Here is a 15,296-nt window from a genome sequence, read left to right as displayed (position 1 = left end):
CCTCGTGACCACCGGGACCTGGCTGCTGCTCGCGGCGGGGACCGTGCTGGTCCTGCTGCTGGCGTGGGTCTCCTGGACGCTCACCCGCCTGCGCCGGCTGGCCGGCCGGGTGCGCCGGGCCCAGGGGGTGCTCGACGGCGCCCTGCTGCGGCGCGCCGAGCTCGCCGCGGCGCTGGCCCGGGAGCACCCGGACGACCTGGGGCCCGGCCTGGCCGGGGAGCTCGCCGAGCGCGCGGCCGGTGCCCGGGACCCGGCGGCCGGCGACCGGGAGGCCGCCGAGAACGCCCTGGGCCGGGCGCTGCGCCGGGTGCCCGCCGGCCTGGTGCCGCCGGAGCTCGACGACGCCGGAGTGCGGGTCGGGCTGGCGCGGCGGTTCTACAACGACGCAGTCCGGGACACCCGGGCGCTGCGCCGCCGCCGGCTCCCGCGGCTGCTGCGCCTGCACGCCCGGCGTCCCGAGCCCCGGTTCTTCGACATCGACGACGGGCTGGACGCGGTGGTCACCGGCCGCCCGGTCGGCTGACCGGAGGGGCCGTCTCCGCCCCGCCGTACGATCGGGCGTCCCGCACAACCAGCAGATCGAGGGAACCCGTGGCCGAGAACCAGACCGGCACCACCACCGTCAAGCGCGGCATGGCCGAGCAGCTCAAGGGCGGTGTGATCATGGACGTGGTCACGCCCGAGCAGGCGCGCATCGCCGAGGACGCCGGAGCGGTGGCCGTCATGGCGCTGGAGCGGGTGCCCGCCGACATCCGCGCCCAGGGCGGCATCGCGCGGATGAGCGACCCGGACATGGTGCAGGGCATCATCGACGCCGTCTCCATCCCGGTGATGGCCAAGGCCCGCATCGGCCACTTCGTCGAGGCCCAGGTGCTGCAGGCGCTCGGCGTCGACTACATCGACGAGTCCGAGGTGCTCACCCCGGCCGACGAGGCGCACCACATCGACAAGAACGCGTTCACCGTGCCGTTCGTCTGCGGCGCCACCGACCTGGGCGAGGCGCTGCGCCGGATCGCCGAGGGTGCGGCGATGATCCGCTCCAAGGGCGAGGCCGGCACCGGCAACGTCGTGGAGGCCACCCGGCACATGCGCGCGCTGCGCGCCGGCATCAAGCGGCTGACCACCCTCGACGAGACCGAGCTGTTCGTCGCCGCCAAGGAGCTGCGCGCCCCGCACGACCTGGTCGTCGAGGTCGCCCGCGCCGGGGAGCTGCCGGTCGTGCTGTTCACCGCCGGCGGCATCGCCACCCCCGCCGACGCGGCGATGATGATGCAGCTGGGCGCCGAGGGCGTGTTCGTCGGCTCGGGCATCTTCAAGTCCGGCGACCCGGCGCAGCGCGCGGCCGCGATCGTGCAGGCCACGACCTTCTTCGACGACCCGGCGGTGATCGCCAAGGTGTCCCGGGGGCTCGGCGAGCCGATGGTCGGCATCAACGTGAGCACGCTGCCGGAGTCCGAGCGCTACGCGACCCGGGGTTGGTGAGCACCCCGCTCGTCGGGGTGCTGGCGCTGCAGGGCGACGTCCGGGAGCACCTGGCCGCGCTGCGCGCCGGCGGCGCGGAGGCGGTCCCCGTCCGGCGTCCCGCGGAGCTCGCCGCCGTCGACGGCCTGGTCGTCCCCGGCGGTGAGTCGACGACGATGGCCAACCTCGCCGCCCGGTCAGGGCTGCTCGAGCCGCTGCGCGCCGCCGTCCGCGGCGGGCTGCCGGTGTACGGCTCCTGCGCGGGGATGATCATGCTGGCCGACCGGGTGCTGGACGCCCCCGCGGGCCAGCGGACCATCGGCGGGCTGGACGTCACGGTGCGCCGCAACGCGTTCGGCCGGCAGGTCGACTCGTTCGAGTCCGACGTCGAGCTCACCGGGGTCGCCGGCGGCCCGGTGCACGCGGTCTTCATCCGCGCGCCGTGGGTCGAGGCGGCCGGCGCGGACGTCGAGGTCCTCGGCCGGGTCGTGGGCGGTCCGGCCGACGGTAAGATCGTCGCCGTCCGCCAGGGTCGCCTGGTGGCCACCAGCTTCCACCCGGAGCTCACGGGGGACCCGCGCGTGCACGCGATGTTCGTGGAACTGGTGCGAGCAGCCCGTGCCCGGGACCAGAGTTCGGACGACGCCGTCGTGGGCGTCGGCAGTCGAGGAGGAGCACCGTGAGCGGCCATTCCAAGTGGGCGACGACCAAGCACAAGAAGGCCGGGATCGACGCCAAGCGCGGCAAGCTCTTCGCCAAGCTGATCAAGAACATCGAGGTCGCGGCCCGCACCGGCGGGGGTGACCCGTCCGGCAACCCCACGCTCTACGACGCCATCCAGAAGGCGAAGAAGAGCTCGGTGCCCAACGACAACATCGACCGCGCGGTCAAGCGCGGCTCCGGGGCCGAGGCCGGCGGTGTCGACTACCAGGGCATCACCTACGAGGGCTACGCCGCCGGCGGTGTCGCGGTGCTCATCGAGTGCCTCACCGACAACAAGAACCGCTCGGCCATGGAGGTCCGCACCGCCATGACCCGCAACGGCGGCTCGATGGCCGACCCGGGCTCGGTGTCCTACCTGTTCTCCCGCAAGGGGGTCGTGGTGGTCCCGTCGGCCGGCAACACCGAGGACGACGTGCTGATGGCCGTCCTCGACGCCGGCGCGGAGGAGGTCCGCGACCTCGGCGACACCTTCGAGGTGGTCTGCGAGCCCGGTGACCTGGTCGCCGTCCGCACCGCCCTGCAGGACGCCGGCATCGACTACGACTCCGCCGACATGGGCTTCGTGCCCAGCGTGCAGGTGGAGCTCGACGAGGACGGCGCGGGCAAGGTCTTCCGGCTCATCGACGCCCTCGAGGACCTCGACGACGTGCAGAACGTCTACGCGAACTACGACGTCCCCGACGACGTCATGGAGAAGGTCGCCGCCGACGCCTGAGGAAGGAGCCCCGGACGGCCCGGACGCTCACTGAGCGATCCGGGCCGTTGCGTTCCGTGGCGGCGCGCCGGACCGTCGTCCCGCCCGTCCCAGCAGTCCCGGGAGGGAGCGGACCTTCCCCGGCCGGCGCTCCCGGCTGCCTAACCTCGCCCGGCCGGGCACCCCGCCCGGCGCGGTCCACGGGGGTGGCTGGATGCGGAGCACGCGCGGGCGCGCCCGCCTGCTGCTGCCGGTCCTGCCGCTGCTGCTCGTGGCCGGCGGGCTGCCGCTGGTGGCCACCCAGCTGCCCGGCCACGTGAGCGCGGCCTGGACCACCCCCGTCGCCGACGCCGGCGTGGCGCAGGCGCCGATCACCCTCGCCCCGCTGTCCGCGGCCGAGGAGGCCGCGCTGGCCGCCGTGCCCACCGAGCCGGTCGCGCACCGGGCCGGGGTGACGCCGGCGCCCGGCCCCACCGCGTCCCCGACGACCAGCGCCCCGCGCCCGGCCGCCGCGAGCACCCGCCCCGCGCCCAGCACGGCGCCGGCCCGCAGCCCCGCGGCTGCCGTCGCCGCGGTCGCGCCCTCTCCCGCCCCGGCGCCGCCCCCGGTCCTGCCGCTGGGCGTGCGGCCGCCCGGCAGCCAGGTGGTCACGGTGGTCGCGGCGTCCGCCCGGGCCACCAGCGCGAAGCTCACCGCCTGGGAGCGGCGCGGCGACGGGTGGGTGGCCGTCCTCGGCCCGGTGACCGCGACGGTGGGCGCCGCCGGCGTGGGCCAGGCCAGCGAGTCGACCAGCCGCACCCCGGCCGGCACCTTCTCCCTCACCGAGGCCTTCGGCCGCGGCGACCCGGGCACCGCGCTGCCGTACCGGGTGGTCGACGGCGACGACTGGTGGGTCTCCGACGTCGCCAGCCCGCGGTACAACCGGTACGCGCAGTGCGTGCCGGGCAGCTGCGACTTCGACGAGCGGGCCGGGGAGAACCTGCTGCGCCCCGACGGCGTCTACGACAACGCGGTGGTGATCGACTACAACCGCGGCGGCCGGCCGGGCGCCGGGTCGGCGTTCTTCCTGCACGTCAGCAACGGCGCCCCGACCGCCGGTTGCGTCGCGATCGGCCGGGCCGACCTGACCGCCCTGCTGCGCTGGCTGGCGCCCTCGGCGTCGCCCGTGATCGCCATCGGGGTGGGCTGAGCCACCGGCGCGCGTGTCGCGGGCCCGGGTGCCCGACTCGCCGGGCTAGCGTTCCGTCGAACAGGTGTTCGTGCGATGGTAGGAGCGTGACCATGCGGGTGCTCGGCATCGACCCGGGCCTCACCCGGTGCGGGTGGGGTGTGGTCGAGGGGCGCCCCGGTGGCCGGCCCACGGCGCTGGGCGTCGGGGTGATCCGCACCCACCAGGACCTCGACCTGGAGCTGCGGCTGCTGGAGGTGCACACCGCGGTCACCGCGCTGCTGCGCGAGCACCGGCCGGCCGCGGTCGCCATCGAGCGGGTGTTCACCCAGAACAACAAGGGGACGGCGATGGGCACCGCCCAGGCCGCCGGCGTCGCCGCGCTGGCCGCCGCCCAGGCCGACGTGCCGGTCGCCTGGCACACCCCGAGCGAGGTCAAGGCCGCCATCTCCGGCAGCGGCCGTGCGGACAAGGAGCAGGTCACCCTGATGGTCACCCGGGTGCTGGGGCTCACCACCCCGCCCAAGCCGGCCGACGCCGCCGACGCGCTGGCGCTGGCCATCTGCCACACCTGGCGCGCCCCCGCGCAGCAGCGGCTGCGGACCGCGGCGCTCGCCGGCGGCATCGGCGCGCCCATGCCCGCGCAGCGCACGCTGCCCCGCTGGACCGGGGTGGCGCCGCGATGATCGCCAGCGTCAACGGCCGGGTGGCCGCCGTCAGCCCGGACGGCGCCGTGGTCGAGGTCGGCGGGGTCGGCCTCGCCGTCCAGTGCACGCCGGGAACCATCGCGCGGCTGCAGGTGGGGGAGCAGGCGCGGCTGGCCACCAGCCTCGTCGTCCGCGAGGACTCGCTGACCCTGTACGGCTTCGCCGACGACGACGAGCGGCAGCTGTTCGAGCTGCTGCAGACCGCCAACGGCGTCGGCCCGCGGCTCGCCCAGGCGGTGCTGGCGATCCACCCGCCCCGCGAGGTGCGCCGCGCCGTCTCGACCGGCGACCTCAAGGCGCTCATGCAGGTGCCCGGCATCGGCAAGAAGGGTGCCGAGCGCCTGGTGCTGGAGCTGCGCGACCGGCTGGGCGTCACCGCCACCGACACCCAGCTCGACGGGCCGGCCGCCGCGGGGCTGCCGCCGCTCACCCCGGTGGCGCCGTGGCGCGACCAGCTGGCCGCCGCGCTGGTGGGTCTGGGCTGGAGCGGCCGGGAGGCCGACACCGCGGTCGCGGCGCTGGAGCCGGTGGCCGAGGAGCAGGCCGCGGACGGCGGCGTCCAGGTGGCCGTCCTGCTCCGGCAGGCGCTGCAGATGCTGGGCCGGTCGTGAGGAGCCGCTCGTGAGCGCGCCCTTCGACCGCGGGCTGTCGGCGGAGCCGGCCGACGGCTACCAGCGGGACTTCTCCGTCTCGGCCGCCGCCGGGGACGAGGAGCGGGTCGTCGAGTCGGCGCTCCGCCCGCACTCGCTGGCCGACTTCATCGGCCAGCCGAAGGTGGCCCGCCAGCTGGACCTCGTGCTCGAGGGCGCCAAGCGGCGCGGCCGGCCGCCGGACCACGTGCTGCTGTCGGGCCCGCCCGGGCTGGGCAAGACCAGCCTCGCGCTGATCATCGGCTCGGAGCTGGGCACCGCGGTCAAGATCACCAGCGGTCCGGCGATCGAGCGGTCCGGCGACCTCGCCGCGATGCTGTCCAACCTCGCCCCCGGCGACGTGCTGTTCATCGACGAGATCCACCGGATCGCCCGCCCCGCCGAGGAACTGCTGTACATGGCGATGGAGGACTTCCGGGTCGACGTCGTCGTCGGCAAGGGCCCCGGCGCCACCGCCATCCCGCTGGAGATCAACCCGTTCACCCTGGTCGGCGCGACCACCCGGGCCGGGCTGCTCACCGGCCCGCTGCGCGACCGGTTCGGCTTCGTCGGCCAGATGGAGTTCTACGAGCCGGCGGAGCTGCAGCGGGTCATCGCCCGCAGCGCCGACCTGCTGGGGGTCGAGCTGACCGACGAGGGCTCCGCGGAGATCGCCGGCCGGTCCCGCGGCACGCCGCGGATCGCCAACCGGCTGCTGCGCCGGGTGCGCGACTACGCCGAGGTGCGCGCCGACGGCCGGGTCACCCGGGACGTCGCCCGCGCGGCGCTGGCGCTGTACGACGTCGACGAGCTGGGCCTGGACCGGCTGGACCGCTCGGTGCTCGACGCGCTGGTGACGAAGTTCGGCGGCGGCCCCGTCGGCGTCGCGACGCTGGCGGTCGCGGTGGGGGAGGAGCCGCACACCGTCGAGGAGGTCTGCGAGCCGTTCCTCGTGCGCGCCGGGCTGCTGGCCCGGACCCCGCGCGGCCGGGTCGCCACCGAGGCCGCGTTCCGCCACCTGGGCCACCCGCTGCCGCACGGCGGCCTCCCCCTCGGTGGGGGAACGGGTGACGCCACACCCCCCGGGTCTTCGTCACAGACGCTGTTCGACGCCTAGACTGCGGGGCGCTGGCGCGCAACTCGGCTGCGTCGGGGTCGCGCCACGCCCCGGAGCGGCCCCACGCGTGCCAGCGTCGGTGCCGATGTACCCGAGCGGTCCGACCCGGACCGCACCCACCGCGCGCCACTGCGCGGAAGAGAGGCTCACTCGTCGTGGAATCGCTGCCCCTGCTCATCCTGATCGCGCTCGCGCTGGTCGTCTTCGTCGTGCTGCCCCAGCGGCAGCGCAAGAACATGGCCGCGAAGCAGCAGGCGATGCGCGAGTCGATGCTCCCCGGTACCCGGGTCATGACCACCAGCGGGATGTACGCCTCCGTCGTCTCGGTGACCGACACCAGCGTCGACCTCGAGATCGCCCCCGGCGTGGTCACCACCTGGCTGCTCGCCGCCGTCCGTGAGGTCGTGCCGGCCGAGGCCGCCGCCGAGTCGCCCACCGAGACCGGTGGCGCGACCGGCACCACCGGCTTCGACGGCACCGGCGACACCCCCGACAGCACCCGCTGACGGCGCGGAGAGGCTGAGGTCCCGGAGAGTCATGGCTGCCCGACAGCTGCGCGCGCGGCGGTACTTCGCCGCGCTGATCGTCATCCTTGCCGGCCTGTACGCGCTGGTCTTCCTCACCGGGGACTCCCGCACCCCGCAGCTCGGCCTCGACCTGCAGGGCGGGACGACGGTGACCCTCACCGCCCGCACGCCCGACGGGAAGGCGCCGTCGCAGGAGGACCTGGAGCTGGCCCGCCGCATCATCGAGCAGCGGGTCAACGGCCTGGGCGTCTCCGAGGCCGAGGTGGTGACCGAGGGCAGCAGCAACATCGTCATCTCGGTGCCGGGCGAGAACGGTGACCGGGCCCGCGAGCTCGGGGCGACCGCGCAGCTGCGCTTCCGCCCCGTCGTCCAGGGCCCCGAGGCGGCCACCCCGGCCCCGGCCGACAGCTCCGCCGGCGCCTCGCCGAGCTCGGCGGCCCCCAGCGGCTCCGCGGCCCCCAGCTCGGCTGCGCCGACCGGCTCGGCCGCGGCGTCGTCGGGCGCGCCGGCCAGCGGCTCCGCCGTCGCCACCGGCTCGGCGGCCGAGACGGTGCCCGACCCCCAGGCGCCCGCCGTCACCCAGGAGCAGGCCGCCGCGACCTACGCGACGCTGACCTGCACCACCGACGGCACGTCGGACAGCACCGCGGTCGACCGGTCGCAGGACTACATCGCCGCCTGCTCGGACGACGGCACGGCCAAGTACCTGCTCGGCCCCGCCGTGGTCGAGGGCACCCAGGTCACCGACGCCGCCGCCGGCACCCGCCAGGGCACCGGCGAGTGGATCGTCACCCTGGACCTCAACGGCAAGGGCTCGAGCGCGTGGGCGACGTTCACCGCCGCCAACGTCGGCAAGGCCGTGGGCATCACCCTCGACGGCCGGGTCGTCTCCGCCCCGACCATCAACGGGGCGATCAACGGCGGCTCGACCGAGATCACCGGCAACTTCAGCCAGACCGAGGCGCAGGAGCTGGCCAACCAGCTCAAGTACGGTGCGCTGCCGCTGACGTTCAGCCAGGCCAACGCGCAGTCGGTGTCGACCGAGCTCGGCGCCGAGCAGCTGAAGGCCGGCCTCATCGCCGGCGCCATCGGCATCGCGCTGGTGTTCGTCTACGCGCTGATCTACTACCGGCTGCTCGGTGTGGTGCTGATCGTCAGCCTGGTCGCCTCCGCGCTGCTGGTGTACGCCAGCCTGGTGATCCTGGGCCGGCAGATCGGCTTCGCGCTGAGCCTCGCCGGCGTCGCCGGGTTCATCGTCTCGATCGGCATCACCGCCGACTCGTTCGTCGTCTACTTCGAACGCCTCAAGGACGAGATCCGCGAGGGCCGGACGCTGCGCAGCGCCGTGCCTCGGGCCTGGGTGCGCGCCCGGCGGACCATCCTGTCCGCCGATGCGGTGAGCTTCCTGGCCGCGGCGATCCTCTACCTGCTGGCCATCGGTGACGTGAAGGGCTTCGCGTTCACGCTGGGCCTGTCGACGGTGCTCGACCTGATCATCGTCTTCCTCTTCACCCACCCGCTGCTGGCCGTGCTCAGCCGGTCGAAGAGCTTCGGCTCCAACCGCTGGTCCGGCCTCGGGCGCGTCGACCACCGCGGCCGCAAGCCGGCCGCACCGGCCGCAGGCGGGCGCGAGCTCGTCGGCGCCGGCACTCCGAACGGGAGCACCCGATGACCGGCACCCCCCGCACGCCCGACGAGCAGCCGGTGCCCACCGGCGGCCCGGCCGACGAGGTCGTCGAGGACGAGGCCTCGGTGCGCACCGAGGCCGCCGGCGACAGCGCGAACGACGAGGCGCTGGCCGAGGCCGGCCTGCCCGCCGAGGGCGCGGTCGCCCGCCCGCAGCCGAAGGTCTCGCTGGCCCACCGGCTGTACAACGGCGAGGCCGGGCTGGACGTCGTCGGCCGCCGCAGCATGTGGTTCAAGATCGTCGGCGTCATCGTGCTGGTCTGCGTGCTGTCGATGGTCTTCCGCGGCTTCAACTTCGGCATCGACTTCGCCGGCGGCAACAGCTTCCGGGTGCCCGGCACCTCGGCGGAGATCAGCGACGTGCGCAGCGCCGCCGAGGACGCCGGGGCCGACGTGGCCAGCGTGCAGGTGGTCGGCGGCAACTCGGTGCTGGTGCGCACCGGCGACCTGAGCACCGGCGAGGCCGACAAGGTCGAGGCCGCGATCGCCGACGCCGCAGGGGTCGACCAGGACCAGGTCAGCCAGGACAACGTCAGCGCCGACTGGGGCAAGGACGTCACCAACAAGGCGCTGGTCGCCCTGGTGGTCTTCCTGGTCGCCGTGGTGCTGTTCCTCGCCATCCGCTTCCAGCCGAAGATGGCGATCGCCGCGATCGTCGCCCTGCTGCACGACATCATCGTCACCGCCGGCATCTACGCGCTCATCGGATTCGAGGTCACCCCCTCGACCGTCATCGGCCTGCTGACCATCCTCGGCTTCTCGCTCTACGACACCGTCGTGGTGTTCGACAAGGTGGAGGAGAACACCAAGGGCCTGAAGAACGGCGCGCGCAGCACCTACAGCGAGGCGGCCAACCTCGCGGTCAACCAGACCCTGATGCGCTCGATCAACACCTCGGTCATCGCGCTGCTGCCGGTGGGCGGGCTGCTGTTCGTCGGCGCCGGGCTGATGGGCGTCGGCACGCTCAAGGACCTCGCCCTGGTGCTGTTCGTCGGTCTCGCCGCCGGCACCTACAGCTCGATCTTCCTGGCCACGCCGGTGCTGGCCGAGCTCAAGGAGCGCGAGCCGGAACAGCAGGCGCTGCGCAAGCGGGTGCTCGCCCGCCGCGCCGCCGAGGCCCGCCAGGCCGCGACCGGGAGCCCGCGCCGCGCCGAGGGCCCGGTGGCCAGCGCCCGGCGGTCCCGCGCCGCGTCGGCGCAGCGGTCCTCGACGGCGCTGGCCGAGCGCCCGGCGGCCGACGTCCAGGTGGAGTCCCCGGCGACGGTGCGGCCCAGCGGTGCCACCGCCGCGCCGCGCCCGGGCCAGCGACCCAACCGGCCCGCGGGCAGGAAGCGCCGGTGACCGCGCATCCGCCGGTCGCCGAGCCGGACGCCCCGGAGGTGCCGGTCGAGGAGCTCATCGCGTCGATCGCGGTCGACGTGCCGGACTTCCCCGAGCCCGGGGTCGTCTTCCGCGACCTGACGCCGGTGTTCGCCGATGGCACGGCCTTCCGGCGGATGGTCGACGCGCTCGCCGCCGCCCCGGGCGCGGAGGACCCCCGGGTCGCCGCGCTCGGCGGCAGCGGCATCCCCCGCGACTTCGACGTCGTCGCCGGCGTCGAGGCGCGCGGGTTCCTGCTGGCCGCGGCGGTCGCGCTCACCGCCGGCACCGGCGTCGTGCCGGTGCGCAAGGCCGGCAAGCTGCCGCGCGAGCGGGTGGCCGCCGAGTACACGCTGGAGTACGGGACGGCTACCCTCGAGCTGCACACCGACTCGGTGCGTCCCGGGCAGCGGGTGCTGCTCGTCGACGACGTGCTGGCCACCGGCGGCACGCTCGAGGCGGCGATCGCGCTGGTCGAGCGGCTCGGCGGGATCGTGGCCGGGGTGTCGGTGGTCATCGAGCTGTCGGCGCTCGGCGGCCGGCAGCGGGTGGCGCCGCACCCGGTGCACGCCCTCTGGACGACCTGAGGCCCGCGCGCCCGGATGACATGATCGTCGGGTGTCCGCCCCGACGATCGACGAGTTCCGCTCGGCCTACCGCCACGGGTTCGCCCGGGTCGCGGCCGTCACCCTCCCGGTGGCGATCGCCGATCCGCGGGCCAACGCGGAGGCGGTGCTCGCCCAGGCCCGGGAGTGCGCCGCCGACGGCGTGGCCGTGGCCGTGTACCCGGAGCTGTGCCTGTCGGGGTACTCGATCGAGGATCTGCTGCTGCAGGACCCGCTGCTCGACGCGGTCGAGGCCGCGGTCGCCGACGTCGTCGCCGGCTCCGCGGAGCTGTCCACGGTGCTCGTGGTCGGCGCGCCGCTGCGGCACCGCAACCGGGTCTACAACACCGCGGTCGTCGTCCACCGCGGCACCGTGCTCGGCGTCGTCCCGAAGTCCTACCTGCCCACCTACCGCGAGTTCTACGAGGCGCGGCAGCTGGCCGCCGGTGTCGACGCGGCGGGGGAGACGCACACCGTCGCCGGCCAGACGGCCCCGTTCGGCCCCGACCTGCTGTTCGACGCCGTCGACGTGCCCGGCCTCGTGCTCGCCGTGGAGATCTGCGAGGACATGTGGGTGCCGGTGCAGCCCAGCGCCGAGGCCGCGCTCGCCGGCGCCACGGTGCTGGCCAACCTGTCCGGCAGCCCGATCACCGTCGGCCGCGCCGACCAGCGCAGGACGCTGGCCCAGGCGACGTCGATCCGCTGCCTGGCGGCCTACGTGTACGCGGCGGCCGGCGAGGGCGAGTCGACCACCGACCTGTCCTGGGACGGGCAGACGATGGTCTACGAGAACGGGGTGCTGCTCGCCGAGACCGACCGCTTCCCGGACGGCGCGCGCCGGTCGGTGGCCGACGTCGACCTGGACCTGCTGCGCGGCGAGCGCGCCCGGATGGGCACCTTCGACGACAACCGGCGCGCGCTGGCCGGCCGGCTGCACCACCGGCGGGTCGAGTTCCGGCTCGCACCCCCGACCGGCGACATCGGGCTGCGCCGGCGGATCGCCCGCTTCCCGTTCGTGCCCGCCGACCCCGCGCGGCTGGCCCAGGACTGCTACGAGGCCTACAACATCCAGGTCGTCGGGCTGGAGCAGCGGCTGCGGGCCATCGGCTGGCCGACGATCGTGATCGGCGTCTCGGGTGGGCTGGACTCCACCCACGCGCTGATCGTCGCCGCCCAGGCGATGGACCGGGCCGGCCGGCCGCGCAGCGACATCCTGGCGTTCACCATGCCCGGCTTCGCCACCGGCACCGAGAGCAAGGCCAACGCCGTCGCGCTGGCCACCGCGCTCGGGGTGACGTTCGAGGAGATCGACATCCGCCCGGCGGCCACCCGGCTGCTCACCGACATGGGCCACCCCGCCGGCCGCGGCGAGCCGGTCTACGACGTGACGTTCGAGAACGTGCAGGCCGGGCTGCGCACCGACTACCTGTTCCGGCTGGCCAACCAGCGCGGCGGCATCGTGCTGGGCACCGGTGACCTGTCGGAGATCGCGCTGGGCTGGTCGACCTACGGCGTCGGCGACCAGATGTCGCACTACAACGTCAACGGCGGGGTGCCCAAGACGCTCATCCAGCACCTCATCCGCTGGGTGGTCTCCTCCCGGCAGTTCGACGCCGACGTGCTGGCCACCCTGGAGCGCATCCTCGGCGCCGAGATCAGCCCGGAGCTGGTGCCGGCGAACACGGGCGAGCCGGTGCAGAGCACGGAGGCGAAGGTCGGTCCCTACGCGCTGCAGGACTTCACCCTCTTCCACGTGCTGCGCCACGGGATGCGGCCGTCGAAGATCGCCTTCCTCGCGCTGCACGCCTGGGCGGACGCCGAGGCGGGGGAGTGGCCGCCGGGGTTCCCCGCCGACCGCCGGGCCGCCTACGGGCTGGGCGACATCCGGCACTGGCTGGAGGTGTTCTGCCAGCGCTACTTCGCGTTCAGCCAGTTCAAGCGCTCGGCGATGCCCAACGGGCCGAAGGTCTCCGCGGGCGGCTCGCTGTCGCCGCGCGGCGACTGGCGGGCGCCGTCGGACGCCTCGGCGCGGGTGTGGCTGGACGAGCTGCGGTCCGGGGTGCCGGAGGCCTGACCGGGACACCCCTGCGGGTGGCACGCCCGGCACGCGGTGCCGCGGCGCGACTAGCATGGAGGGAACCTGACCTCCTCGACAGAGCAGGAGTCGCCGTGGCCTCAGACGTCGTCACCCCGCAGGGCTCCGGCGCGCCCGTCGTCCAGGAGGTCCCGGCGCAGGGGTCTGCCGCCGACGCCCCGGCGCGTGCCCCGCTGCCCGAGCGGCCGGCGGTCCGCCGTCCGGACGACGTCGCGCCCGAGCCGCCGTCGGAGCACGAGGCCGTACCGCGCCGCCGGGTGCGCGACCGGCTGGCCCGCCGGATCGTGGCCGGGCAGCGCTCCACCGGCATCCGGCCGGTGCTCGAGCCGCTCGCAGCACTGCACCGGCAGAACCACCCCAAGGCCGACCTGGCGCTGCTGCAGCGCGCCTACGACCTGGCCGAGGAGGCGCACGCCCCGCAAAAGCGGAAGAGCGGCGACCCCTACATCACCCACCCGCTCGCGGTCGCGACCGTCCTGGCGGGCCTGGGCATGGACACCACGACGCTGGTCGCGGCGCTGCTGCACGACACGGTCGAGGACACCGGCGTCACGCTGGAGACGATCACCGCCGACTTCGGCCCGGAGGTCGCGCACCTGGTCGACGGCGTCACCAAGCTGGACAAGGTCAAGTTCGGCGACGGCGCGCAGGCCGAGACGATCCGCAAGATGATCGTGGCGATGTCCCGCGACCCGCGGGTGCTGGTCATCAAGCTCGCCGACCGGCTGCACAACATGCGCACGCTGCGCTTCCTCCCGCCGGAGAAGCAGGAGAAGAAGGCGCGCGAGACGCTGGAGATCCTGGCCCCGCTGGCCCACCGGCTGGGCATGAACACGATCAAGTGGGAGCTCGAGGACCTCGCGTTCGCCACGCTGTACCCCAAGCGGTACGACGAGATCGTGCGGCTGGTGGCCGAGCGGGCGCCGTCCCGGGACAGCTTCCTGGCGGAGGTGACCACCTCGGTCACCGAGCAGCTCAAGTCGGCGAAGATCGAGGCGGTCGTCACCGGCCGGCCCAAGCACTACTACTCGATCTACCAGAAGATGATCGTGCGCGGCCGCGACTTCACCGACATCTACGACCTGGTGGGGATCCGCATCCTGGTCGACTCGGTGCGCGACTGCTACGCGGCGCTGGGCATCATGCACGCCCACTGGCAGCCGGTGCCCGGCCGGTTCAAGGACTTCGTCGCGATGCCGAAGTTCAACATGTACCAGTCGCTGCACACCACGGTGATCGGGCCGCAGGGCAAGCCGGTCGAGCTGCAGATCCGCACGCACGACATGCACCGCACCGCCGAGTACGGCATCGCCGCGCACTGGAAGTACAAGGACAAGCTGCGCAACGGCGTGTCCAGCCCGGTGAAGCCCGGCAGCCCCGACGACATGCTGTGGCTGCGGCAGCTGCTGGACTGGCAGCGCGAGGCGCAGGAGCCCGGCGAGTTCCTGGAGACGCTGCGCTACGACCTCGGTCCGCAGGAGGTCTTCGTCTTCACGCCCAAGGGCGACGTGATCAGCCTGCCGGGCGAGGCGACGCCGGTCGACTTCGCCTACGCGGTGCACACCGAGGTCGGGCACCGCTGCATCGGCGCCCGGGTCAACGGCAACCTGGTGTCCCTGGACAGCAAGCTGACCAACGGCGACGTGGTGGAGGTCTTCACCTCCCGGTCGCCCACGGCCGGCCCGTCGAAGGACTGGCTGAGCTTCGTCGGTTCCTCGCGGGCGCGCACCAAGATCCGCCAGTGGTTCACCAAGGAGCGCCGCGAGGACGCCGTCGAGGCGGGCAAGGACGCGCTCACCAAGGCGATGCGCAAGGCCGGCCTGCCGCTGCAGCGGCTGATGGGCGGGGACGCGCTGGCCACCCTCGCCGCCGACCTGCACTTCACCGACGTCAGCGCGCTGTACGCCGCGGTGGGGGAGAACCAGCTGTCGGCGGCCTCGGTCGTCGAGAAGCTGCTCACCGCGCTGGGCGGCTCCGAGGGCGCGGCGGAGGACATCGCCGAGACCGCCATCCCGACCCGGCGCACCGTCGTCCGCAGCGCGAGCGGCGACCCGGGCATCGTCGTCCACGGGATGACCGACGTCTGGGCGAAGCTGGCCAAGTGCTGCACGCCGGTGCCCGGCGACGACATCCTCGGCTTCGTCACCCGCGGTGGCGGGGTGAGCGTGCACCGCACCGACTGCACCAACGCCGCGGACCTGCAGAGCAAGCCCGAGCGGCTGGTCGAGGTCGAGTGGGCCTCGCAGCCGGGGGCGGTGTTCCTCGTCGCCATCCAGGTCGAGGCGCTGGACCGGCACCGGCTGCTGTCCGACGTCACCAAGGCGCTGGCCGACGAGCGGGTCAACATCCTGTCCGCGTCGGTGCAGACCAGCCGGGACCGGGTGGCGATCAGCCGCTTCACCTTCGAGCTGGCCGACCCCGCGCACCTGGGTGCCGTGCTGCAGACGGTGCGCAACATCGATGGCGTCTTCGACGTGGAGCGCGTCACCGCGTAGGTCGTGCAGCGTAGAACGGCCCGGCTCCCT

14 protein-coding genes are annotated in these 15,296 nt (G+C 74.3%); all 14 read left to right on the top strand.

From position 1 onward, the window contains the following. The first annotated feature begins 4 nt into the window (after positions 1-4). The 14 genes from AB0J00_RS12510 (at position 5) to AB0J00_RS12445 (ending at position 15,266) form a co-directional block, all read left to right on the top strand. Complete coding sequence (locus tag AB0J00_RS12510; protein ID WP_357744581.1) at positions 5-523, top strand: hypothetical protein; 519 nt, start codon at positions 5-7, stop codon at positions 521-523. 68 nt (positions 524-591) lie between these two features. Further along, on the top strand, positions 592-1,482 hold the full coding sequence (pdxS, locus tag AB0J00_RS12505) for a pyridoxal 5'-phosphate synthase lyase subunit PdxS (protein WP_357744578.1): 891 nt from the start codon (positions 592-594) through the stop codon (positions 1,480-1,482). Next, complete coding sequence (pdxT, locus tag AB0J00_RS12500; RefSeq protein WP_357744575.1) at positions 1,479-2,144, top strand: pyridoxal 5'-phosphate synthase glutaminase subunit PdxT; 666 nt, start codon at positions 1,479-1,481, stop codon at positions 2,142-2,144. Before pdxS ends, pdxT begins: the two co-directional genes overlap by 4 nt. Continuing rightward, a complete protein-coding gene (locus tag AB0J00_RS12495) occupies positions 2,141-2,899 on the top strand; it encodes a YebC/PmpR family DNA-binding transcriptional regulator (protein ID WP_357744573.1) in 759 nt (252 codons plus the stop codon). Before pdxT ends, AB0J00_RS12495 begins: the two co-directional genes overlap by 4 nt. A gap of 193 nt (positions 2,900-3,092) precedes the next feature. After that, complete coding sequence (locus tag AB0J00_RS12490) at positions 3,093-4,067, top strand: L,D-transpeptidase family protein (RefSeq protein WP_357744571.1); 975 nt, start codon at positions 3,093-3,095, stop codon at positions 4,065-4,067. A gap of 92 nt (positions 4,068-4,159) precedes the next feature. Then, on the top strand, positions 4,160-4,732 hold the full coding sequence (ruvC, locus tag AB0J00_RS12485) for a crossover junction endodeoxyribonuclease RuvC (RefSeq protein WP_357744695.1): 573 nt from the start codon (positions 4,160-4,162) through the stop codon (positions 4,730-4,732). Further along, positions 4,729-5,364, top strand: coding sequence for a Holliday junction branch migration protein RuvA (gene ruvA, locus AB0J00_RS12480; protein WP_357744569.1), 636 nt, complete (start codon positions 4,729-4,731; stop codon positions 5,362-5,364). The genes ruvC and ruvA overlap by 4 nt, the downstream gene beginning before the upstream one ends. 10 nt (positions 5,365-5,374) lie before the next feature. Beyond that, the gene (gene ruvB, locus AB0J00_RS12475) at positions 5,375-6,499 is read left to right on the top strand and encodes a Holliday junction branch migration DNA helicase RuvB (protein WP_357744566.1); all 1,125 of its coding nucleotides are present in this window, start codon (positions 5,375-5,377) and stop codon (positions 6,497-6,499) included. A gap of 155 nt (positions 6,500-6,654) precedes the next feature. After that, positions 6,655-7,005: a preprotein translocase subunit YajC gene (yajC, locus tag AB0J00_RS12470; protein WP_357744563.1), complete on the top strand. Its 351-nt coding sequence runs from the start codon at positions 6,655-6,657 to the stop codon at positions 7,003-7,005. Positions 7,006-7,036: 31 nt separating this feature from the next. Continuing rightward, positions 7,037-8,698: a protein translocase subunit SecD gene (gene secD, locus AB0J00_RS12465; RefSeq protein WP_357744560.1), complete on the top strand. Its 1,662-nt coding sequence runs from the start codon at positions 7,037-7,039 to the stop codon at positions 8,696-8,698. After that, entirely contained in the window at positions 8,695-10,053 is a 1,359-nt protein-coding gene (secF, locus tag AB0J00_RS12460; RefSeq protein WP_357744558.1) for a protein translocase subunit SecF, read from the top strand. The genes secD and secF overlap by 4 nt, the downstream gene beginning before the upstream one ends. A gap of 38 nt (positions 10,054-10,091) precedes the next feature. Beyond that, positions 10,092-10,658, top strand: coding sequence for an adenine phosphoribosyltransferase (locus AB0J00_RS12455; protein ID WP_357744693.1), 567 nt, complete (start codon positions 10,092-10,094; stop codon positions 10,656-10,658). Between the two features lie 31 nt (positions 10,659-10,689). After that, positions 10,690-12,750: an NAD(+) synthase gene (locus AB0J00_RS12450; RefSeq protein WP_357744555.1), complete on the top strand. Its 2,061-nt coding sequence runs from the start codon at positions 10,690-10,692 to the stop codon at positions 12,748-12,750. Between the two features lie 95 nt (positions 12,751-12,845). After that, entirely contained in the window at positions 12,846-15,266 is a 2,421-nt protein-coding gene (locus tag AB0J00_RS12445; RefSeq protein WP_357744552.1) for a bifunctional (p)ppGpp synthetase/guanosine-3',5'-bis(diphosphate) 3'-pyrophosphohydrolase, read from the top strand. The last annotated feature ends 30 nt before the right edge of the window (positions 15,267-15,296 follow it).

The organism is Modestobacter sp. NPDC049651 (genome assembly GCF_040659695.1).
Classification (GTDB): Bacteria; Actinomycetota; Actinomycetes; order Mycobacteriales; family Geodermatophilaceae; genus Modestobacter.
Note: the sequence above shows the minus strand (reverse complement) of the source record. Positions and strands in the feature narration are given on the sequence as shown.